Annotated in this window: 16 protein-coding genes and 4 pseudogenes; 11 read left to right on the forward strand and 9 right to left on the reverse strand. The window is 66.9% G+C overall.

Going from position 1 to position 22,216, the window contains the following annotated elements:
• Window positions 1–157: 157 nt before the first annotated feature.
• The gene (locus GXN78_RS38850) at window positions 158–865 is read right to left on the reverse strand and encodes a LysR substrate-binding domain-containing protein (protein ID WP_106556970.1); all 708 of its coding nucleotides are present in this window, start codon (window positions 863–865) and stop codon (window positions 158–160) included.
• A gap of 11 nt (window positions 866–876) precedes the next feature.
• On the opposite strand from GXN78_RS38850, the gene GXN78_RS38855 reads away from it, so the two are divergent.
• The 5 genes and pseudogenes from GXN78_RS38855 to GXN78_RS38875 all read left to right on the forward strand — a co-directional run.
• On the forward strand, window positions 877–2,043 hold the full coding sequence (locus GXN78_RS38855; protein ID WP_106556971.1) for an acyl-CoA dehydrogenase family protein: 1,167 nt from the start codon (window positions 877–879) through the stop codon (window positions 2,041–2,043).
• A gap of 1 nt (window position 2,044) precedes the next feature.
• Complete coding sequence (locus GXN78_RS38860; protein ID WP_106556972.1) at window positions 2,045–3,226, forward strand: CaiB/BaiF CoA-transferase family protein; 1,182 nt, start codon at window positions 2,045–2,047, stop codon at window positions 3,224–3,226.
• Window position 3,227: 1 nt separating this feature from the next.
• On the forward strand, window positions 3,228–4,070 hold the full coding sequence (locus tag GXN78_RS38865) for a CoA ester lyase (RefSeq protein ID WP_106556973.1): 843 nt from the start codon (window positions 3,228–3,230) through the stop codon (window positions 4,068–4,070).
• Window positions 4,067–5,761: an electron transfer flavoprotein-ubiquinone oxidoreductase gene (locus GXN78_RS38870; RefSeq protein WP_164256330.1), complete on the forward strand. Its 1,695-nt coding sequence runs from the start codon at window positions 4,067–4,069 to the stop codon at window positions 5,759–5,761. The genes GXN78_RS38865 and GXN78_RS38870 overlap by 4 nt, the downstream gene beginning before the upstream one ends.
• A gap of 38 nt (window positions 5,762–5,799) precedes the next feature.
• A pseudogene (locus GXN78_RS38875) lies at window positions 5,800–6,120 on the forward strand (class I adenylate-forming enzyme family protein); the annotation flags it as partial.
• Window positions 6,121–6,188: 68 nt separating this feature from the next.
• On the opposite strand, the gene GXN78_RS38880 reads toward GXN78_RS38875, so the two are convergent.
• Window positions 6,189–6,539, reverse strand: a complete 351-nt coding sequence (locus tag GXN78_RS38880; protein WP_106561495.1) for a DUF6788 family protein — start codon at window positions 6,537–6,539, stop codon at window positions 6,189–6,191.
• A 44-nt stretch (window positions 6,540–6,583) separates the two neighbouring features.
• On the opposite strand from GXN78_RS38880, the gene GXN78_RS38885 reads away from it, so the two are divergent.
• From GXN78_RS38885 to GXN78_RS41770, 3 genes and pseudogenes are all read left to right on the forward strand, one after another.
• The gene (locus GXN78_RS38885) at window positions 6,584–8,299 is read left to right on the forward strand and encodes an IS1634 family transposase (RefSeq protein WP_106561496.1); all 1,716 of its coding nucleotides are present in this window, start codon (window positions 6,584–6,586) and stop codon (window positions 8,297–8,299) included.
• A gap of 60 nt (window positions 8,300–8,359) precedes the next feature.
• Window positions 8,360–9,595, forward strand: a pseudogene (locus tag GXN78_RS38890) (fatty acid--CoA ligase family protein); the annotation flags it as partial.
• Window positions 9,596–9,602: 7 nt separating this feature from the next.
• Window positions 9,603–9,704 (forward strand): annotated as a pseudogene (locus tag GXN78_RS41770) (hypothetical protein); the annotation flags it as partial.
• A 90-nt stretch (window positions 9,705–9,794) separates the two neighbouring features.
• Here the strand turns inward: GXN78_RS41770 and GXN78_RS41775 are convergent.
• From GXN78_RS41775 to GXN78_RS38930, 7 genes and pseudogenes are all read right to left on the reverse strand, one after another.
• A pseudogene (locus GXN78_RS41775) lies at window positions 9,795–10,844 on the reverse strand (MmgE/PrpD family protein); the annotation flags it as partial.
• Window positions 10,845–11,084: 240 nt separating this feature from the next.
• Entirely contained in the window at window positions 11,085–12,200 is a 1,116-nt protein-coding gene (gene ugpC, locus GXN78_RS38905; protein WP_106561186.1) for a sn-glycerol-3-phosphate ABC transporter ATP-binding protein UgpC, read from the reverse strand.
• Between the two features lie 22 nt (window positions 12,201–12,222).
• Window positions 12,223–13,065: a carbohydrate ABC transporter permease gene (locus GXN78_RS38910; protein ID WP_106561185.1), complete on the reverse strand. Its 843-nt coding sequence runs from the start codon at window positions 13,063–13,065 to the stop codon at window positions 12,223–12,225.
• Window positions 13,055–13,990 carry a sugar ABC transporter permease gene (locus GXN78_RS38915; protein WP_106561190.1) on the reverse strand — a complete coding sequence of 312 codons (936 nt, stop codon included), beginning with the start codon at window positions 13,988–13,990 and terminating at the stop codon, window positions 13,055–13,057. Before GXN78_RS38915 ends, GXN78_RS38910 begins: the two co-directional genes overlap by 11 nt.
• Window positions 13,991–14,030: 40 nt before the next feature.
• Window positions 14,031–15,299, reverse strand: a complete 1,269-nt coding sequence (locus GXN78_RS38920; RefSeq protein ID WP_106561184.1) for a sugar ABC transporter substrate-binding protein — start codon at window positions 15,297–15,299, stop codon at window positions 14,031–14,033.
• Between the two features lie 48 nt (window positions 15,300–15,347).
• Window positions 15,348–16,958, reverse strand: a complete 1,611-nt coding sequence (locus GXN78_RS38925; RefSeq protein WP_181360703.1) for an FAD-dependent oxidoreductase — start codon at window positions 16,956–16,958, stop codon at window positions 15,348–15,350.
• Window positions 16,959–16,982: 24 nt separating this feature from the next.
• Entirely contained in the window at window positions 16,983–18,017 is a 1,035-nt protein-coding gene (locus tag GXN78_RS38930) for a LacI family DNA-binding transcriptional regulator (RefSeq protein WP_106561189.1), read from the reverse strand.
• Between the two features lie 447 nt (window positions 18,018–18,464).
• Here GXN78_RS38930 and nirB point away from each other — a divergent pair, with 447 nt between their 5' ends.
• From nirB to GXN78_RS38945, 3 genes are read left to right on the forward strand one after another with little or no spacing between them, the layout of a single operon-like run.
• Window positions 18,465–20,984 carry a nitrite reductase large subunit NirB gene (nirB, locus tag GXN78_RS38935; protein ID WP_106561182.1) on the forward strand — a complete coding sequence of 840 codons (2,520 nt, stop codon included), beginning with the start codon at window positions 18,465–18,467 and terminating at the stop codon, window positions 20,982–20,984.
• 18 nt (window positions 20,985–21,002) lie between these two features.
• Window positions 21,003–21,347 carry a nitrite reductase small subunit NirD gene (gene nirD, locus GXN78_RS38940; RefSeq protein ID WP_106561181.1) on the forward strand — a complete coding sequence of 115 codons (345 nt, stop codon included), beginning with the start codon at window positions 21,003–21,005 and terminating at the stop codon, window positions 21,345–21,347.
• Between the two features lie 51 nt (window positions 21,348–21,398).
• Window positions 21,399–22,211: a formate/nitrite transporter family protein gene (locus GXN78_RS38945; RefSeq protein ID WP_106561180.1), complete on the forward strand. Its 813-nt coding sequence runs from the start codon at window positions 21,399–21,401 to the stop codon at window positions 22,209–22,211.
• Window positions 22,212–22,216: the final 5 nt, after the last annotated feature.

Here is a 22,216-nt window from a genome sequence, read left to right on the forward strand (position 1 = left end):
GCGGTCAATCCTCGTCGAACATCCGGCTGACCTTGCTGCCCAGCGCGCTTTCGGCGCGGAAGTAGCCCATCACGGTCGCGACGCTGTGATGTCCGGTCATGGCCATCGTCTCGGGCAGCGACATTGGGGCGTGCCAGCCTCGAGCTCGGAGCCCGTTTTACGTCCGGGGCTCTTTCGAGCCATGACACGCGAGAAGCGCGTCGATGAGCGACTGCGCGTAGGCCGGCAATATCTCCCCATCGCGCACGAGCACGAAACGTTCACGGACCCGCCATTCGTCGGCGAGCTCCACCTGCACGATGGGAAGCGTGGCCAGGTTTCTGCGCGCACTCATCTCGGGCACGACACCGATGCCCACGCCCGCGGCGACCATGTGGCAGACGGCGTCGAAGCTCGCCAGCTCCACGCGAGAGTGAAGCGCCTTGCCCATGAGCGCCGTGACTTGCGACAGGTGCTCGCGCAAGGTGCTCCCGGCATGCATCCCGACATGGGATTCGTCGAGCGTGTCGGCGAACGGGATGCTCTTGCGCCGGGCAAGCCGGTGGCCGCGCGGGACGACCAGCACCAGCCGATCGGTGCTGAAATGGATGGCACGCAATCCCGGTACGTCCATGCGGGTCGAGACGATGCCCACATCGGCCGTTCCCTCCAGGACGGCCAGCGCGATCTCCGGGTTTTGCCGCTCCTGCACCTCCACGTTCACCTTGGGATTGGCCTTGAGAAAGGCGGGCAGCACGGCGGGCAGCAGCCTTTTGAGATTTGGAAGGCTCGCTCTCAAACTTGCGCATTGTGGTGGCAAGCGCGATGGCGGACGATGCATCGTGGGCAGTGCAGGCCGCATTTCCACTCCACTCACCTTCTTCATCCCTCACGACCATGCTCGAAAAAACCGGTTCCAACAACTACCATGAAATCCGCGATGCGGTTCGGAGCCTGTGCAACCAGTTCCCGGCCGACTACCACCGCAAGATCGACGAAGAGCGTGGCTACCCCGAGGAGTTCGTCAGCGCGCTGACCAAAGCCGGCTGGCTGGCGGCGCTGATCCCGCAGGAATACGGTGGCCCCGGCCTCTCGATGGCCGAAGCCTCGGTCATCATGGAAGAGATCAACCGCTCGGGCGGCAACTCCGGCGCCTGCCACGGGCAGATGTACGTGATGAACACCATCGTGTTCAGCGGCACCCAGAAGCAGAAGGAGCACTACCTGCCGAAGATCGCTGCCGGCGAGCTGCGCGTGCAGTCCATGGGCGTGACCGAGCCCACCACCGGCAGCGACACCACCAAGCTCAAGACCACCGCCGTCAGGAAGGATGGCCGCTGGGTCATCAACGGCCAGAAGGTCTGGATCTCGCGCGTGCAGCACAGCGATCTGCTGATCCTGCTCGCGCGCACGACGCCGCTGGACCAGGTGCAGAAGAAGAGCGATGGCCTCTCGTGTTTCATCATCGAGCTGGACAAGGCCATCGGCAATGGCCTCACCGTGCGCCCCATCCTGAACATGGTCAACCACGAGACCAACGAGCTGTTCTTCGACAACCTCGAAGTCCCCGAGGAAGCGCTGCTGGGTACCGAAGGCAAGGGCCTGAAGGTGATCTTCGACGGCCTGAACGCCGAGCGCACGCTGATCGCCTCCGAGTGCATCGGCGACGGCTACTGGTTTCTGGAGAAGGCCCGCAACTATGCGAGCGAGCGCAAGGTGTTCGGCCGCCCAATCGGCCAGAACCAGGGCATCCAGTTCCCGCTGGCCGAAGCCTTCATCGAACTCGAAGCCGCCAACCTGATGCGCTGGCGCGCCTGCGAGAAGATCGACGCCCGCCAGAACGCCGGCGCCGAGGCCAACATGGCCAAGTACCTGGCTGCCAAGGCCAGCTGGGAGGCCGCCAACGCCTGCCTGCAAACGCACGGCGGCTTCGGCTTCGCCTGCGAATACGACGTGGAGCGCAAGTTTCGCGAAACGCGCCTGTACCAGGTGGCGCCCATCTCCACCAACATGATCCTGAGTCATGTGAGCGAGCATGTGCTCGGCCTGCCCAGGAGCTTCTGAAATGAGCAGACCCCTCGACGGCATCACGGTCGTGTCGCTGGAGCACGCGATCGCCGCCCCCTTCTGCACGCGCCAGCTCGCCGACCTGGGCGCCCGCGTGATCAAGGTGGAGCGCCCCGGCTCCGGCGACTTCGCCCGCAACTACGACCACCGCACGCAGGGACTCGCCTCCCATTTCGTCTGGACCAACCGCTCGAAGGAGAGCCTCGCGCTCGATCTGAAGCAGCCCGAAGCGCTGGCGGCGCTGAAGGACCTGATCGCCAAGGCCGACGTGCTGGTGCAGAACCTCGCGCCCGGCGCCGCCGGGCGCATGGGCCTGGGCTACGAGGCGCTGAGCGCGCACCACCCCGGGCTGATCGTCTGCGACATCTCGGGCTACGGCAACGACGGCCCGTACCGCGACAAGAAGGCCTACGACCTGCTGGTGCAGAGCGAGGCCGGCTTCCTGAGCATCACCGGCACGCCGGAGGAGCCGTGCAAGGCCGGCAACTCCATCGCCGATATTGCCGCGGGCATGTATGCCTACACCAACATCCTGGCAGCGCTGCTGCAGCGCGCACAGACCGGGCGCGGCTCGCGCATCGACGTGTCCATGCTGGAGGCGCTGGGCGAGTGGATGGGCTTCCCGATGTACTACGCCTACGAGGGACAGCCGGCGCCGCGCCGCGAGGGCGCATCGCACGCGACGATCTATCCCTACGGGCCCTTCGAGGCGGGCGACGGCAAGACCGTGATGCTGGGCCTGCAGAACGAGCGCGAGTGGAAGGCCTTCTGCGAGAAGGTGCTGCTGCAGCCGCAGCTCGCAACCGATCCGCGCTTCGACCTGAACCCGAAGCGCAGCGAGCACCGCATCGAGCTCAAGCGGATCATCCTGGAGGTTTTCGGCCAGCTCAGTGCCGAGCAGGTGATCGCCCGGCTCGAGGAGGCGCAGATCGCCAATGCCCACGTCAACACGGTGGGCGAGCTGTGGAACCACCCCCAGCTGAAGGCGCGCGATCGCTTCCGCACGATCGGCTCGCCGGCGGGCGACCTCGCCGCGTTGCTGCCGCCCGGCGTCAACAGCAGTTTCGAGTACCGCATGGATGCGGTGCCGGCCGTCGGCCAGCACGGCGAGGCGATCCTGCGCGAGCTGGGGCGCAGCGACGAACAGATCGCCTCCATGCGCACCGCGGGAACGATCTGATATGACTGCATCGATTGCGCATGCGCGCAGCTTCCTGTTCGTCCCGGCCTCGCGGCCGGAGCGCTTCGCCAAGGCGCTGCAATCCGGCGCCGACTGCATCATCCTCGACCTGGAGGACGCGGTGGCGCCGGACCAGAAGGCCGCGGCCCGCGACCAACTGGCCCAGGGCCTGCCCGGCTTCACCCGCGAGCAGCTGCAACGCACGCTGGTACGGATCAATGCCGCCGGCACGCCCTGGCAACCCGACGACCTGCGGCTGCTGGCCGCATGGATGGGGCAGGGCCTGGCCGGCGCGATGGTGCCCAAGGCCGAGGAGGCTGACACGCTGCACGAGGTGGGCGCGGCGCTGGGCGCCGGCGCGCAGCTGGTGCCGCTGGTCGAATCGCTCGCGGGCCTGGACGCGGTGGACCTGCTGGCTCGCGCGCCGCAGGTGGCGCGGCTCGCCTTCGGTCATCTGGACTTCCAGCTGAATCTGGGGATGCGCAGCGGCCCGGAGGAGGCCGAGCTCGCGCCGGTGCGCTTCGCGCTGGTCGCCGCCTCGCGGCGCGCGCAGCTGCCGGCGCCGGTCGACGGCGTCACCACCGACACCGGCAATCGGGAACGGCAGTTGGCCGATGCGCAGCGCGCGCGCGCCTTCGGTTTCGGCGGCAAGCTGTGCATCCATCCGGCGCAGGTCGGTCCGGTGAACGAGACCTTCTCGCCCTCGGCGAGCGAGGTGGCGTGGGCCCTGCGCGTGCTCGAAGGCGCGCGCGAGCACCAGGGCCAGGCGTTCAGCCTCGATGGCCGCATGGTCGATCTGCCGGTGATCCGGCTCGCCGAGAAGACGCTGCAGCAGCAACGATGACCCACGACGAAATCCTCGCCCAGTACGGCCCCCGCGAAGCCATGGAATACGACGTGGTGGTGGTCGGTGCCGGCCCCGGCGGGCTGGCCACCGCCATCCACCTCAAGCAGCTGGCGGCCTCGCACGGCAAGGACATCTCGGTGGTGGTGCTCGAAAAGGGCTCCGAGCCCGGCGCCCACATCCTCTCGGGCGCCATCATGGACCCGCGCGCGCTCTACGAGCTGCTGCCCGACTGGGAAGAGCAAGGCGCCCCGCTCAACCAGCCGGTCACGCAAGACACCTTCCTGATGCTCAGCGAGACCGGCGCCTACCGCACGCCCAACTTCCTTTTGCCCAAGAACTTCCACAACGAGGGCAACTACATCGTCAGCCTGGGCAACGTGGTGCGCTGGCTGGCGCAGCAGGCCGAGGCCCTGGGCGTGGAGATCTTCGCGGGCTTCCCCGCGGCCGAGGTGCTCTACACCGAAGACGGCAAGGTGCGCGGCGTGGCCACCGGCAACATGGGGATCGGCAAGGACGGCGAGCCCACCGAGAACTTCCAGCTCGGCATGGAGCTGCATGCCAAGTACACCATCTTCGCCGAGGGCGCACGCGGCCACCTGGGGCGCCAGCTGATCGCCAAGTACAAGCTCGACGCCGGCAAGGACCCGCAGAGCTACGGCATCGGCATCAAGGAGCTGTGGGAGATCGACCCGGCCCGCCACGAGCCCGGCCTGGCCGTGCACACCGCGGGCTGGCCGCTGCCGCCCGACACCTACGGCGGCTCCTTCCTCTACCACGCCGAGAACAACCAGGTGATCGTCGGCTTCGTGATCGGCCTGGACTACCAGAACCCGCACATGAGCCCCTTCGAGGAGTTCCAGCGCTTCAAGACCCATCCGAACATCCGCTGGTACTTCGAGGGCCAGGACCAGGGCCTGAAGGCGCCCAAGCGCCTGAGCTACGGGGCGCGCGCCATCACCGCCGGCGGCCTGCTCTCGCTGCCCAAGACGGTGTTCCCCGGCGGCGCGCTGGTGGGCGACGACGCCGGCTACCTGAACGCCAGCCGCATCAAGGGCAGCCACGCCGCCATCAAGACCGGCATGCTCGCCGCCGAGGCCGCCTTCGACGCGGTGATGGCCGGGCGCCAGCACGACGAGCTCAGCGCCTACCCGGCCTCGTTCCAGAAGAGCTGGCTCTACCGCGAGCTGAACAAGGCGCGCAACTTCAAGCAGTGGTTCAAGAAGGGCCTGACGGTGGGCACGCTGATGACCGGCATCGAGCAGTACGTGCTGCGCGGCCACATCCCCTGGACGGTGCACCGCCACCAGGCCGACCACGAGCGGCTCAAGAAGGCCGCGCACGCCAGGAAGATCGTGTACCCGAAGCCGGACGGCAAGCTCACCTTCGACCGGCTCTCCTCGGTGTTCATCAGCAACACCAACCACGAGGAGAACCAGCCCGCGCACCTGACGCTGAAGAACGCGGCGGTGCCCACCGAGATCAACCTGCCCGAATACGCCGGCCCCGAGGCCCGCTATTGCCCGGCCGGCGTGTACGAGTTCGTGGCCGGCGAGAACGGCCAGCAGCGGCTGCAGATCAACGCGCAGAACTGCGTGCACTGCAAAACCTGCGACATCAAGGACCCGACGCAGAACATCGTGTGGCTCACGCCCGAGGGGGGCGGCGGGCCGAACTACGTGGGGATGTGAAATGCTGGACGATCCCGTGAGTTCGGGGCACTCAACCGATGAGCACACGCCTTCATGAGCTGTTCGATCGCTGGCTGACGCAGGCGCCCGACCGGCCCTTCATCCATCTGCCGGATCGCACCCTCAGCTACGCCGAAATCGGCGTGCTGGCGGATGCGCTCGAGCAGGAATTGCGTGCCGACGACGTGCGACCGGGCGACCGCGTGATGGTGATTGCGGAGAACTGCCCGGAGCATGCGGCGCTGCTGCTGGCCTGCAGCCGCGTCGGCGCCTGGTCGTGCGGCGTCAATGCCCGCATGGCCCCCGCCGAGATCGAGGCCTTCATCCACAAGGCAGATGCACGATTGCTGTACTTCACGGGCGGCGCGTCTTACTTTCCGCAGGTCGGCAGACGCATTTGCGCGTAATTTCCTGACGCCCGGGAAGATCAGGGTTGGCGCGGTGCTTCCAGGTCGATGAGGCGCTCGGTCTGCTCCTCCCACGCCCGCATGAGCTTCTTGGCGTGGCGTTGGTTGTCTATGGCCTGCTGCAGCAAACTGGCCTGCTCGGGCGTGACCACGCGGTGCACAAGCTTGCCGTCCCTGAGGTGGCCCCATTCGTAGTACGGACCGTGCCGCGCCGAGGGGTCCTGGGCGCAGCGGCAACTCGGCCTGCCGCACACCTTCGTGCGCTTGTGCAGCGTGCCGGAGCACAGGTATTCGATCTCGGTGAGCGCGGCTCGGATGCGCCCGATCTTCTCGCGGGTTTGCTCAATGCGTTGGGCGACTGAACTCGGCATAGGCTCTTGACGGGTGTGTTGCTGGCGATAATAATATCGCCAGCATGCCGCGCTCGCAAGCCCCCACTTCCACCATGGAGGAGGCAGGCTTCACTCTTCACACCGAGCGCCTGGGCCCGCTGCCCCTGATCAACCACTTCATCGAGCGCATCGGGCTGACCGAGACGCTGTCGCGCTTCGTGGCCTCGGACCGGCGTTGCGCCGTCAGTCACGCCAGCGCGCTGGGCGTGCTGCTGCGCTCCATCATCGTCGAGCGTGAGCCCATCTACCGTCAGCAGGAGACGGTGCACGGCTTCGCCGACGGCATGTTCGGCATCAGCGCCCGGGAGATGGGGCACCTGAGCGACGACCGCCTCGGACGGGCCCTGGACCACCTGTTCGATGCCGACCGCACCGCGTTGCTCACCGAACTCGTCCTGGCCGTCGGGCAGCGCTTCGGTGTGCGTTTCGAGGAGTTCCACAACGACTCCACGACGATCAGCTTCTGTGGCAGCTATCGCGGCGCGGGCGGGCGCCAGATCCGGGGGCGAACCGCCCCGGCGATCACGTACGGGAGGTCCAAAGCGCACCGCCCCGATCTCAAGCAGCTGCTGTTCATCCTCACCATGAGCGCCGATGGCAACGTCCCCGTGGCGTTTCGCTGCACCGACGGCAACACCAGCGACTCAGTCACCCACATCGAGACTTGGAACACGCTACGCGCCATTGCCGGCAGCAGCGACTTCTTGTATTGCGCGGACTCAAAACTTTGTTCCCGCGAGAACATGGATCACATCGACCGCGCGGGCGGCCGCTTCGTCACCGTCATGCCGCGCAACCGGCTGGAGGATGCGCAGTTCCGCGAATGGATCCAGACCCACACGCCCGAATGGACCCTGGTCTGGGACCGGCCCAACCCGCGTTACGGCGACGGGCCGCGCGACTGCTGGTACGTGCACCGCGCCCCTCTGCCCTCCATGGAGGCCTGGTCCATCGTCTGGGTCTGGAGCACGCTGCTGACGCTGCGCCAGCACGCCCGGCGCCTGCGCAACATCGCTGCGGCCATCGAGCAGTTCGAGGATCTGCGCCGGCGCCTGGCCTCCTCCAAGACCCGACTGCGCGGCGCCCCGGAGATCGACCTGCAGATCAAGCTCCTCCTGGAGCAGCACCACGTGGGCCGCTACCTCAAGGTGCGCCGCGTCGTGCGCGAGGAGCATGTATTCAAGCAAGCGCGCCGCGGTCGCCCCGGCCCCGACACCGCCTACCGCAAGATCACCAAGCGGCGCTTTGACGTGCAGTGGGTCATTGACGAGGACGCCATCACCTACGACCGCAGGAGTGATGGCTGCTATCCGTTGATGACCAACGACCGCACGCTCACCGCCGCCCAGGTCCTTGAGGCCCACAAGGGCCAGCCCATGATCGAGAAGCGCTTCGAGCAGGTCAAGACCGTGCACGAAATCGCCCCGGTCTTCCTCAAGAACGAGGGGCGCATCGAAGCGCTGTTCACGCTATACGCCATCGCGCTGTTGGTTCAAGCCCTCATCGAGCGCGAGCTGCGCCAGGCCATGGCGCGCGAGGGCATCGAAGAACTCCCCATCTATCCCGAGCAACGCCAGTGCGCGCACCCCACCACCGAGCAGGTGCTACGGCTGTTCAGCCTCGCCGAGCGCCACCATCTGCTTCAGCACGGACACCCCGTCCAGGTCTTCGACCTCAAGCTCACACAGTTGCAGCGCCAAGTGCTCGCCCTCCTTGGCGTCCCGCCCGGCACGTTCTAGACCCGTCCTTCGCAGTCAGGAAATTACGCGCAAATGCGTCTCCCGACCTGCGGAAAGTAAGGCGCGTCGCAGGCCGCTGGCAGGCATGCCGCCGCGCACGGTGCGCGCGCCTCGTGCGTGGACGGCCTGCTGCACAGCGCCACCCGCATCGAAGCGTGCCCCGAACCGGAACCGCTGTGCAGCGACGTGGCTGCCATCATCTTCACATCGGGCACCACGGGCTCACCCAAGGGCGTGATGATGACGCACCGCGGCGTGCTTCACTTCGCGCGCGTCTCGGCCGAATCTCGCAAGCTGGGGCCCGAAGACAAGGTCTATGCCTATGCCCCGATGACTCACATCTTCGGATTGGGAACGGTGCTGCTGGCGTCTCTTCACGCCGGCGCGGCACTCGAGATGCGCTCCCATTTCGACCCCGGCGATCTGCAGGACGCTCTGGCGCACCGGGGCCTCACCCAGGTCCAGGGGCCGCCCACGCTGTTTGCCCGCTTGCTGCAGCATTGCGCACAGCAGGGCGTTGCCCATCCTTCGGCGCCCCGGCTGCGCTACCTGTACGCTGGCGCCGGGCCCCTGGACGCGGCACTGAAGGAGCGGGTCGAGGCGGCCTTCGGCCAGACCCTGCACCACGGTTACGGGCTCTCCGAATACGCCGGCTCGCTGCATGCCACCCGCCTGGGCGAAGAGCGCAGCGACACCAGCGCGGGCTACCCCTTCCCCGGTGCCGAGCTCAGGATCGTCGACCCCGCGACAGGCCGAACGCTACCCAGCGGAGAACGCGGCGAGATCTGGCTGCGCGGCGTCGGCCTGATGCCTGGCTACTTCCGAGACCCGAAGGCCACGGCCGAGGTGACGCGCGACGGCGGCTGGTACGCCTCGGGCGACCTCGGCGAGCTGGATGCCGACGGCGCACTCTTCGTCGTGGGCCGTCTCAAGGAGATGATCGTTCGGTCGGGCTTCAACGTCTACCCGGGCGAGGTCGAGCAGACGCTCAACCGCTTCCACGGCATCCTGCGTTCGGCGGTTGTGGGACAGAAGGAAGCTGACGGCAACGAGTCGGTGATCGCGTTCGTCGTGCAGGATCCGCTTCATCCGCCGGACGAAGCCGCGCTCGCCCGATATCTGCGCGAGCACCTGGCACCCTACAAGCGGCCGGCGCGCATCATCACGACCGACGAGTTGCCCATCAATGCCAATGGCAAGGTCATGAAGCGCGTGCTGCAGGATCGCCTTCAGGCGCTTCACTCCTCGGGTGACGAGCCAGCGCCAGATTCCCAGGGGAGCGCAAGACGCGTTTGATGTCGACATGCTGATCGAGGTTGAAAACGGAAAACTGCGCGGGCAGCGCGCGAACGGCGCGTTCAGCTTTCGCGGCATTCCCTATGCCGCCGACACGGGCGGCGCGAATCGCTTCAGGGCCCCGCAGCCGGTGGCGAACTGGCATGTCATCCGACATGTGGATGCTGACCAGGCCCGCCAGGTGCCGAAGTTCCGGATCCGAGATTGCCGCATCGTCATAGTGCGCAATGGAGTAGTGGCCGTCTCGCATCGCGCAGGCGGCCGCCCACGGAATGCTGAATTGAGCTTCGATGAAATTGGCCGGCGCGCGCTTCCGTTCGATGGGACTGGCCATGATGCCTAGACTGGGCGCCCCGAAAACGTCGATCGCCTCGATGGAACGGCCGCTCAGCGTCTTGCGAACGGCGAGCACGGCGTCGATGACCGGATGCGCAACGACGCCGCAGGGATAGCCCTTGAACCCCAAGTGGACGTTGAGGTAGTCCTCGCCAAGGCGGTCGACGATCTGCTGGAAATTGACGGTGCACGAAGGGTAGTGCATCGCATAGAGGCCGCAGCTTCCCGTCAACGATCCTTTCGGACCGGGCATGCCCATCGCGGCCAGCCGCGCCGCTGCGATGCCGTTGCGCACGGCAATGCCGGCTTGAAGGGCGACACCCCGTCCCTCGACCTGCCCCTGGAAGTTCCCCGACGCCTGGCAATGCGCAAGACCCAGCGCGTCGAAGAAACCGTCGGGGCCGAGGCCGGGAATCTTGGCTGCTGCAATCGCAGCGCCATAGGTGCCGAACGTGAATTTCGCATTGGCCACCGCGCGGCCGGGCACGAAGCTCAGACCGAGGGGCCGCAGAAGACGGATCTCCATGTCGATGGCGAGTGCGACCGCCGTCGCCAGATCGCTGCCGCTGACGCCGCCGCCGCGGGCCTCGGCCGCCGCGATCGCTGCGGGCACGACGCAACAACCAACCGCAAAGCCGATGGTTTCGTCGACCCAATACTTGTCTTCGTGCTCCCAGGCCTTGCCGGTCCGGCCATTGACCAGGCCGGCAAGTTCGGCCGTCGTACGCTGAGCGCTGAGCGCTGAGCGCTGAGCGCTGCCCACGATGGTCGCTTCCGCCTTGCCTCCCTGGGCCTCGACGTAGCGCAGCAGCGTCGCATGATGTTTTTCCGTGACTCCTCCAGACCTGTCGCCAGCCACCAGAGAATGGCCCGCACGGCGTTCTCGCGCGACGGCGCCGGCAAGTCGATCCATCCGACCGAGGCGAGATGTTCGGCAAGTCGGGTTTCAATGGGAAAGTCTGCCGCTTGTGGCTGCATGGCAGTTCATTCCAATCTGCCCGCATTCCGAGCCAACCGGTGAGATTCGCTGCAGTTGTGTGCGGTTGTCAATTGGCAAGCCTCGGACGTTCCGTACTGCGGCAGGTCAGTGTTGCGATCCAGGCGCCGGTCCGGCGGAGTCGGGGCGTACCGAGACATGCTTGGATTGTCCATATCAAGGCTGACCCTTCGACCCCCGACCCTGCTCATGCTCGCTTGCGGCGGAGGACGCCTCCATACGCACCCCGCTCGCCGCGTCGAAGAGATGCGCCGCTGCCGCCTTCGGCCGCAGGTGCAGCACGTCGCCCGGCGCCGCGGCCAGGCGCTCGTGGAACAGTGCGATCACTTGCGCATCGCCCAGCCGCAGGACGAGCTGCGTCTCGGAACCCAGGGGCTCCACGAGCATCACCCGCGCCGCCACGCCTTCGCCGGCAGCGCAGGGCTCGAAGTGCTCGGGCCGGATGCCGTAGGTGGCCTCGCGCCCTGCATGCGCGTTGCCGGCACCCGCGGGAATGGGCAGCATGACGCCGGCGGCCGCGAAGCCTTCGGGCGTGCAGCGGCCGGGAATGAAATTCATCGCGGGCGAGCCGATGAAGCCGGCCACGAACTGGTTGGCGGGGCGATCGAAGAGCTCCAGCGGGGATCCGACCTGCTCGACCCGGCCCGCGTTGAGCACCACGATGCGGTCGGCCATGGTCATGGCCTCGACCTGGTCGTGCGTGACATAGACCGTGGTGGTCTTGAGCCTCTGGTGCAGGCCCTTGATCTCGCCGCGCATGACGATGCGCAGCTTCGCATCCAGGTTGGACAGGGGCTCGTCGAACAGGAACACCTGCGGATCGCGCACGATGGCGCGGCCCATGGCGACGCGCTGGCGTTGGCCTCCGGAAAGCTGACGCGGATAGCGCTCGAGCAGTTGCGCCAGGCCCAGGATGTCGGCCGCCCAGCGCACGCGCTCGGCGATCTCCGGGCGCGGCCGGCCGCGGTGCTCCAGCGAGAAGCCCATGTTGGCCGCCACCGTCATGTGCGGATAGAGCGCGTAGTTCTGGAACACCATCGCGATGTCGCGGTCCTTGGGATCCAGGTCGGTCACGTCGCGCCCGCCGATGTGGATGCGCCCGAGCGTGACGGCTTCCAGCCCGGCGATCATGCGCAGCAAGGTCGACTTTCCGCAGCCGGAGGGCCCCACCAGCGCCACGAATTCCCCGTCGTGGATGTGCAGGTCCAGCCCGTGGATGACCTGCACTGCGCCAAATCGCTTCTGAATGCCGGAGAGAAGGACTTCTGCCATGAATGGGTTTGGATGAGGAGGCTCAGCCTTTGAGCCCTGTGTGGGCGAGGCCCTCGACGAACTGCTTCTGCGCCAGCACGAAGACGATCAGTACCGGCAGCGCCGTGAGCGTGGCGGCGGCAAGCTGGATGTTCCACATCGGCCCACCATAGGCGTCGGTGTACTGCGTGAGCGCCTGCGGCAGCGTGAACTTGGACGGCGTCGACAGGAACACGATCGGCTCCAGGTACAGGTTCCAGCTGTGGAGGAAGGTGAAGATCGCCACCGACGCCAGGGCTGGCCGCGCCAGCGGCAGCGCGATGGTGCGGAAGATCTTGAAGCGCCCGAGGCCATCCACACGCGCGGCTTCTTCCAGCTCCTGCGGTAGCGCGATGAAGAACTGGCGCATGACGAAGGTCGCGAACACGCTGGGTGCGCCGAAGACCGGAATCAGCACCAGCGGCCAGTGCGTATTGACCCAGCCCAGCTTCAGGAACATCCGGAACAGCGGCACGATGGTCACTTCGGAAGGAATCAGCAAGCCGGTCAGCACGACGACGAACAAGGCATTGGCGCCCGGGAAGCGAATGCGCGCAAAGGCATAGCCGGCCATCGAGGAGACGGCGAGCGTGGCGGTCGTCACCACCGCCGCGATCCAGGCGGAGTTCCAATACTGCTGAGCGAAGGGCTGGATCGTGAACACCTGCTTGTAGGTGCTCCAGTCCGGATGCGTCGGAAAAAGCTGCGGTGGAAACACGAAGATGTCGCTGATCGGCTTGAGCGACGAAGTCAGCATCCACCAGGTCGGAAACACGAAGGGGATGAGCAGCACGCACATCAGCCCGTACAGCGCGACCTTCATGCGCGCGGAAATCTCACTGTTCATGGAAGACGAACCTCCTGCGCATCTGCCACTGGGCCAGGGTCAACAGCGCCACGATCGCGAACAGCACGATCGCCAGCGTGGAGCCATAGCCGAAGCGATGGAACTGGAAGGTCTGCTGGTACAGGTAATACACCAGCACCGTGGTCGAAACCCCCGGCCCGCCTTGCGTCAGCACGGCGATCTGCGCGAACACCTGCAGGGAGCCGACGATGGTGATGATGGACGTCAGTAGGATGGTGGGGCTGATGAGCGGCAGCGTGATGCGGCGGAACTGCCTGAAGCGCGATGCGCCATCGATGCGCGCAGCCTCATACAGCTCGCGCGGCACGCCCTGCAGCGCGGCCAGGAAGAGCACCATGTTGAGCCCCACGTTCTTGAACACCTGCACCACGATCACCGAAAGCATCGCAGTGGTGGGTGTGCGCAGCCAGTTCGGCCCCTCGATGCCCAACAGCCCGAGCATGCCGTTGATGCCGCCGTTGTGTTGCAGCAGGAAGCCCCAGACGATGGTCCAGGCCACCAGCGAGACCACCACCGGCGAGAAGAACAGCGTGCGAAACACCGTGATGCCCGCGAGCTTCTGGTTCAGCAGCACGGCCAGCAGCAGCGCCAGGCTCATGTTCAGGACCACCAGCCCACCCGAGAACAGCGCCGAGGCCAGCAGCACGCCGGGCAGGGTGGAGTCGCTCAGCAAATGCTCGTAGTTCCGGGTGCCGGTGTAGTTGAAGGTGTTGGCCAGCACGTTCCATTCGTGGAGCGAATACCAGAACACGAGCACCAGCGGCGCGAGTACGAACACGAGCGTGCCCGCCAGCTGCGGCGCGGCGAACAGCAGGCCTGCCACGGTGTCGCGCCGCGCGATCGTCCAGAACGGCCGCGGTGCGGGCGGCGGCAGTTCGGACGCAGGATCGGGTGTTCGGGCCATGACGTGGCGCTGCTGCGCGTTGAGCGCTTGCGGCGGCGCCTTATTGCGCCAGCAGCGGGCCAATCTGGGCGCAGATCGCACGCGTCGCCGCCGGGATGTCGGCCTTCGGTTGCCACACGGCATCGAGGCCGGAGCGCACCATCTGCTGCAGGCGCGCGAAGTCCGTGTGCGCCGGCATCAGCTTGCCGGTCGCGATGCCCGAGACTACGACCTTGTCGAGCTGTGCCGGCGAGAGCAGGGCGTTGGTCTTGCCGAGTACTTCGGCGTTGAGCAGTGACTTGCGCGCCGAGGGGAAGAACTGGGCCAGCTTGACCGAGTTCTCCGGGTTGGTCATATAGGCGACGAACGCCGCCGCCATGGCCGAGTCCTTGCCGGCCTTCAGCACACCGATGCCGGCCTGGCCGACGATGGCGTAGTCGCCCGCCGAGCCCTTGGGCAGCGGCACCAGGTCCCAGTCGAAGCGCTTGTCCTTGGGCAGCAGCGATGCGCGGCTGATCTGCGTGATGGTCATGGCGGCGTCGCCGGCGAAGAAGTCGACGTTCTGGCCCGGCCCGGGGATCGCCTTCTTCACGAAGATCGCGTCGTGGATGAAGCCCAGGGCGTCGACCATGGGCTTGTCGGCGAAGGTGCAGCGCTTGCCGTCGGCACTCCAGGGCGCCGCGCCCCAGCCGTTCCAGACCGACGACAGGTACTGCCAGGCCTGGTAGTTGAAGTCGCGCACCACCAGGCCGCCCTTGCCGCCCTGCGCCGCTGCCTGCGCCGTCGCGATCGCATTGGGCCAGGTCCATTGCCCGGCGGCGATGAGTTCCGCCGGGGTCTTGGCGCCGGCCTTCCTGATGAGGTCGTTGTTGACGAACACCGCGAATGGCGAGGTCGAGAAGGGATAGGCGTAGAGCACGCCGTCCCTGGACCAGCGCTCGGTGGCAGCCGGGCTGATCTCGCCCGGGTTGTAGCCCGGCGTGGCAGCCAGCGTCTTGGTAAGCGGCACCAGCGCGCCCGAGTTGACGAAGTCGTAGGCGGCGGTCTCGAAGATCCAGGCCATGTCGGGGGCATTGCCGCCGGCGATCTGGGTGGTCAGCGCTGTGGTGTAGGTCTCGAAGGGCAGCGGCTCGAAGCTGACCGTGACGTCGGGGTGCTCTTTCTTGAAGCCGTCGGCGATGCCGTTGAAGAGCTTCAGGTGCGCTTCGTTGGCGCTCCAGATGGTCATGCGCAGCCGGGTCTCGGCCGACGCGCCGGCCGCGAGCGCCAGTGACAGGGCCAGGCCGCCGGCGATGGCGCGGAGGCTCACGAACTTCGGGTGGTGGAACATGGTGGTCTCCTCGATCCTGTCTGCTTAGCTGTGGATGGGGTCGATGTTTCAGTAGGCGCGCACGTCGGGCCAGCGTGTCTCCACGCCCGCGCGCGCCAGCAGCGCCTGGAAGGTGGCGAGCTGCGCGTCGTCGGCCTGCACCTGGTGCGGCGTGGCGTTGTTGTCGAGGCAGTGGGCGGCCAGCATTCCCGCCACTTCGCCCACGTTCCATTCCACCGGATGCAGCCGGTAGCAGCCGTTGGTGATGTGCGTGGTGGCGATGTTCTTGCCGCCGGCCAGCAGGTTCGTCATGCGGCGCGGCAGCAAGGCGCCCAGCGGGATCTCGAACGGGCAGGAAGGCACGTCGATGTAGTTGTCGCCGCCCGTGGAAGGGTGCAGGTCGATGCGGTACATGCCGACCCCGACGCTGTCGCGATAGCGCACCGCACCGTGGTCGCCGCGCACCGCGTGCGACAGGTGCTGCTCGACGATGCGCGTCACGCCCAGGATGCGCCGGCTCTCGCGGATGTACGGTGCCATGGCCAGACCGTGCGTCGTGCCGGTGAGGTCGCCGCGCAGGCGCAGACCCGGAAAACCCGTGCCGCCATCGGCGCGCGGCGCCTCGGTCTGCAGCCAGTAGAAAACCGCGCGCGACAGGTCGGCCGCGGCCTCCAGGTGGCGCGCCTTCTCCGTCTCGGACACGTCGATGATCGAGCCCTCCATGTAGTCGATCATGGGCCAGTTCACCAGGCAGATGTCGGAGGCATAGGCGCCGGGCACGAAGTTGCGCCGCGCCGCGATGCGCCGGAAGGTCCACAGGTTCTGGTCGCCGCCGCTCTTGCGCTGGTCGGCATCGACCAGCAACGGATCGTCATCCGGGTTGGGCGTGAAGGAGCGCTCGGCGATCTCCAGCGTGCGCGGATTCGGAGCCTTGAAGCCCAGCAGCGGCCCGCCCCAGAAGTGCGGCTGGTAGGCGCGCCACAAATCGTAGTTGCGCGGCTTGTCGACGGTGTGGTCGCCGTCCACGTGGTCGATCGCGAAGCAGATCGACACCGCCTGCACGTTGTGCGGCTGCGCCGTCGCCGGCGCGCTCGGCTCGCCCGTGTCGGCCCGGCTTTCGAAACCGGTCACGTAGTCGCAGCCGGTCAGCGGCAGCAGGTCGCCCAGTTCGGTCGCGTCGATCACGAAGGCGGCCGCGACCATGATCTCGTCGCCTGTATCGCGATGGCGCAGCGTCACCGCGCGCACGGTGTCGCCCGGCGCGTCGGCCGCGACGGGACGGTAGGGTTGCAGCACCGTCAGGCGGCCGGCGCCGCGATAAGGCGCCAGCATGGCTTCGAGCACCGCCAAGCCGACGCGGGGCTCGGCGCAGATGCGGCTGACCCAGCCCGCGCCTGGGTTGAGCTGGCCCCACGCGCGGCTGGCCGCGGTCAGCGGGTAGTGGTCGCGGTAGTAGCGGCGGATGCCGTTGCGCAGCGCGCGATAGCGGCGCGTGACGCCGAACTGCTCGACCCAGCTGTGCTCGTCCGGCGGCACCGCCTGGCTGGTGAGCTGCCCGCCGATCCAGTCGTACTCTTCGCTCATCACCACGGAACGACCGGCCTCCAGCGCACCCAGCGCTGCAGCCACGCCGCCCAGGCCGCCGCCAACCACCAGGATGTCCGTCTTCATTTCTCGCATGCTTCGTCGTTCCGGTGGGTGCGCTCAGTGCACCTTCGCGGGGCCGAGGGTCTCGCCGCCGATCGGCTCGCAGGGCAGGAGCACTTGCTCCACCGCTTGCGCGATGCCGCCTTCGACGCGGCGCACGAGCATGGCGGTGGCCTGGCGGCCCATCTCCTCGCGCGGAATGGAGAACGAGGCGAAGCGCGTGCCGCTGCCCTCGGTCCGGATGTGCGAACCCAGTGCCACCAGGGAAAGATCGGCCGGCAGTGCCAGCCCGCGTGCCTTGGCTGCACGCTCGAGGCGTACCGCGTCGGCCAGCTCGACGCAAAAAGCCGCGGTGGCGCGGCTGGCCAGCAATGCATCGAGCAGGTCGTCGTCCGCGGCCATCGTGTCCTGCAGTTTCAGGACGAGTTGCAAGTCGCTTCCCAAGGCAGCCGTAAACCCCTGCCAGCGATCCGACGTCGATTCCGCCGGGCCGATGGGCCCGAGGTAGGCCAGGCGCCGATGCCCCAACGCGCGCGCCTGCTGCACGAGCGCACCGGTAGCGGTGGCGTAGTCGCCGCCCACGAAGGGCACCGGGCCGCCGGCGTCCTCGCGTCGGCCGATGGCGACGAAGGGATAGTCGCCCGCCATGAGTTGCGCGAGCTCTGCCCGGTCGAAGGTCTTGCCCAGCACGATGCAGCCGTCGGCGATACGCAGTCGGCCTTCCTCGGCGAATATCTTGCGTTGCGCCCCTTCGCCCGCGCCGGTGAGCAGCAGCAGGTCGTAGCCGCGGGCCTGCGCTTCTTCCTCGATGCCGAACAGGAAGGGCAGGAAGAAGTCGGCGTGCGCGTTCGGAAATGCCGGCTCGTAGGTGAAGACGCCCAGGATCCGGTTCGACCCCTTGGCCATGCGGCGGGCGATGGGATCGGGCACGTAGCCGGTGTTGCGAATGATGGTTTGGACCCGCTCGCGGGTTTCCGCTGGAATGCGCGCCAGCGCGCTCGCGGCGCCGTTGAGCACCAAGGACACCGTCGCCTGGCTGACGCCGGCGAGCTTGGCGATGTCTTGCTGGGTCAGGCGGCGGGTAGCGGCCATGGTGTCCAAGGGCGAGTGCTGATACGTATTACTAAATCGGTAATGCGTATTATCAAGAGATCTGTTTGGCAATCAAGGGGCACCAGGGCAGGGATTTCCCCCGCGCAAGCGTTTGCACCAACCCGGCGAATCGTGCGCCACAACGGCGCGCCGTACGTACTCTGGCGGCGGACCGGACGTGATTTCGCGGGCCAAACCGCAAGCGCTTCCTGGCACGCTTGTTGCGTAGCAGAGCTCACTGTTCCGCCGGCACCGTTGCCGCGGGTTTTGCAGTGCCTCCGCTAATGACGGCGGGATTCGAGCGAACCACGGCAACGACGCCGGCAGTTCGCCTGTTCCAACCCAATTTCGCATCACGCCTTACGCGGGGGTTCTACTGCGGGCTGTCTTCCGACGCCCTTTCGTGGTCCACACCCCGTCACGAGACCGGTTGCGTGCAGGATCGACATGAAGATCGCAGTGATTGGCCACGGCATGGTGGGCCACAAGTTCCTAGAGCAGCTCCATGAGCTCGGGCTCGCCGACGCACAGGTCACCGTGCTGTGCGAGGAGCCGCGCCCGGCCTATGACCGGGTTCACCTGTCCGAGTTCTTCGCCGGCAAGACGGCTGAAGACCTGTCGCTCGTCGAGCCGGGATTCTTCGAGCGCACCGGTTTCACGCTCCGTCTGGCCGCCAGGGCCGTGGCCATCGAACGACGAGACAACACCATCACCACCGCCGATGGCGAAGTGGTGCACTACGACAGGCTCGTGCTGGCGACGGGCTCTGCGCCTTTCGTGCCGGCGGTGCCGGGCCGCGACCGGCCGCATTGCTTCGTCTATCGCACCATCGAGGACCTGGAGGCCATGAAGGCCTGCGGCGCGCGTTCGAGGAGCGGGGTGGTCGTGGGCGGGGGCCTGCTGGGCCTCGAGTGCGCCAAGGCCCTGCGTGACATGGGCCTGGAAACCCACGTCGTGGAATTCGCGCCGAGGCTGATGGCCGTGCAGGTCGACGAGGGCGGCGGGCGCGTGCTGCGCAACAGCATCGAGGCACTGGGCGTGCATGTGCACACCGGCCGCAACACGGTCGAGATCATCGACGGCGCGTCCGCGCGGCATCGCATGGTCTTCGCCGATGGCACCCACCTCGAGACCGACATGATCGTGTTCTCCGCGGGCATCCGGCCACGCGACGAACTGGCGCGGCAGTGCGTTCTGGCGGTCGGCCCGCGCGGTGGCGTCGCGATCGACAGCCATTGCCGCACGAGTGACCGCAACGTCTATGCCATTGGCGAGTGCGCCTCCTGGAACGAGCAGACTTTCGGACTCGTGGCGCCGGGATACGACATGGCGCGCGTCGCCGCGAGGCACATCGCAGGCCAGGACGACGCAGCGTTCACCGGCGCCGACATGAGCACCAAGCTCAAGCTGATGGGCGTCGACGTCGCCAGCATCGGCGACGCCCATGGCCGGACGCCGAGATCGCGCGCCTACCAGTACGTCAACGAGCACAAGCAGATCTACAAGAAGATCGTGGTCAGCGAGGACGGCAAGCAACTGCTCGGCGCCGTGCTGGTCGGCGACGCGGCCGAATACGGCACGATGCTGCAAATGGCGCTCAACGGCATCACGCTGCCCGCCGATCCGGAATTCCTGATCCTGCCGTCGAGCGATGGCAAAGCCAAGCCCGGCCTGGGCGTGGACGCGCTGCCGGACAGCGCCCAGATCTGCTCGTGCAACAGCGTCACCAAGGGGCAGATCTGCTCGGCCGTCGGCGAAGGCGCCTGCACCGTCGCCGAGTTGAAGGCCTGCACCAAGGCCGGCGCCACCTGCGGGGGCTGCGTTCCCCTCGTCGGCCAAGTCATGAAGGCGGAGATGGCCAGGCGCGGATTGGCCGTCAACAATCACCTCTGCGAGCATTTCGGGTACTCGCGTCAGGAGCTTTACCACCTGATTCGCGTCGGCGAGATCCGCAGCTTCGACGATCTGCTGGCGAAGCACGGCAAGGGGCTGGGTTGCGACATCTGCAAGCCCACCGCCGCCAGCATCTTCGCGTCGTGCTGGAACGATTTCGTGCTCAAGAAGGATCTCGCCGGCCTGCAGGACAGCAACGACTATTTTCTCGGCAACATCCAGAAGGATGGCTCCTACTCCGTCGTGCCGCGCATGCCGGGCGGCGAGGTCACGCCCGAGGGGCTGATCGCCGTGGGCCACGTGGCGAAGAAGTACGGCCTGTACACCAAGATCACCGGCGGCCAGCGCGTCGACCTGTTCGGCGCCCGCGTCGAGCAACTGCCTGCGATCTGGGAAGAGCTGATCGCTGCCGGCTTCGAGTCCGGCCACGCGTACGGCAAATCGCTGCGCACCGTGAAGAGCTGCGTCGGATCGACCTGGTGCCGCTACGGCGTGGACGACAGCGTGGGCCTCGCGGTTGCGCTGGAGAACCGCTACAAGGGCCTGCGCGCACCGCACAAGATCAAGTTCGGCGTGTCGGGCTGCACGCGCGAATGCGCCGAAGCGCAGGGCAAGGACGTCGGCATCATCGCCACCGACAAGGGCTGGAACCTCTACGTGTGCGGCAATGGAGGCATGAAGCCGCGACACGCCGAGCTGATCGCCACGGACCTGGGCAAGGAAGAGCTGATCCGCCTGATCGACCGCTTCCTGATGTTCTATGTGCGCACGGCGGACCGGCTGCAGCGCACCAGCACGTGGCGCGAGGGCCTCGAGGGCGGGCTCGACTATCTGAAGGGTGTGCTCATCCAGGACACCCTCGGCCTGGGCGCCGAGCTCGAAGCCCAGATGCAGCACGTGATCGACACCTACCAGTGCGAGTGGAAGACCGCGGTGAATGACCCGGCCACACGCCAGCGCTTCCGCTCCTTCGTCAACAGCCAGAAGCCGGACGAGCACATCGTCTTCGTGCAGGAGCGCGGTCAGATCCGGCCCGCGCGCGCGGAAGAACGCGCGGTGGTCGCCACACCCTGAACGCCCGAGGACCTTCACATGACCACCACCGAATCTCTCCAATGGACTGCCGTGTGCGCTGCCAGCGACATCCTGCCCGACACCGGCGTGTGCGCCCTCGTCGAGGGCACGCACGTCGCGATCTTCCGCGTCGGCCGTGAACAGGACTTCTATGCCATCGACAACGTCGATCCCAAGGCCGGTGCCAGCGTACTCTCGCGCGGGCTGGTCGGCAGCATCGGCGAGCGCATCGTCGTCGCCTCGCCGCTCTACAAGAACCATTTCGACCTGCGCAGCGGCGAATGCCTCGAGGCGCCCGAGTACTCGGTGCGGGCCCATGAGGTGCGCGTGCAGGACGGCCGCGTGCTGGTTGCGCTTAGCTGATCCCGGCCGACTTCAGAAATTCACTTCATCTTCAAATCCCTAAGGAAACCCATGGCCTATCTCGCTCCTGCCGAGTTCGTGACCAAGATGGTCGACGCCGGCGAATCCAAGCTCCTGATGTCCACCCGCGACACGCTGATTCGCTCCTACATGGCGGGCGCCATCCTGGCGCTGGCCGCGGCCTTTGCCGTGACCGTGACCGTGAACACGGGCAATGCGCTGGTCGGCGCGATGCTGTTCCCGGTCGGCTTCATCATGCTGTACCTCATGGGCTTCGACCTGCTGACCGGTGTCTTCACGCTGGTGCCGCTGGCCGTGCTCGACAAGCGTCCTGGCGCCACCTGGCGCGGCTGCTTCCGCAACTGGGGGCTGGTGTTCGTCGGCAATTTCGGCGGCGCACTGACGGTCGCGGTGTTCATGGCGATCATCTTCACCTTCGGCTTCAGCGAGGCGCCCAATGCCGTGGGCGAGAAACTCGGCCACATCGGAGAAGGCCGCACGCTGGGCTATGCCGCGCACGGCGCTGCCGGCATGCTGACGCTGTTCATCCGTGGCGTGATGTGCAACTGGATGGTGTCCACCGGCGTCGTCGCCGCGATGATGTCCACCACGGTGTCCGGCAAGTCCATCGGCATGTGGATGCCCGTGATGATCTTTTTCTACATGGGCTTCGAGCACTCCATCGTCAACATGTTCCTGTTCCCCACCGGCCTGCTGCTGGGCGGCAAGTTCACGCTGATGGACTACTTCATCTGGAACGAGATCCCGACGGTGGTCGGCAATCTGGTCGGCGGACTGACCTTCGTCGGCGCGACCCTGTACGCAACCCACTACAAGACAGCGCCCAAGCGCGTCGTGAGCTGAGCGGC

The organism is Variovorax sp. WS11 (assembly GCF_010499245.1).
In the GTDB taxonomy this organism is placed as follows: Bacteria; Pseudomonadota; Gammaproteobacteria; order Burkholderiales; family Burkholderiaceae_C; genus Variovorax.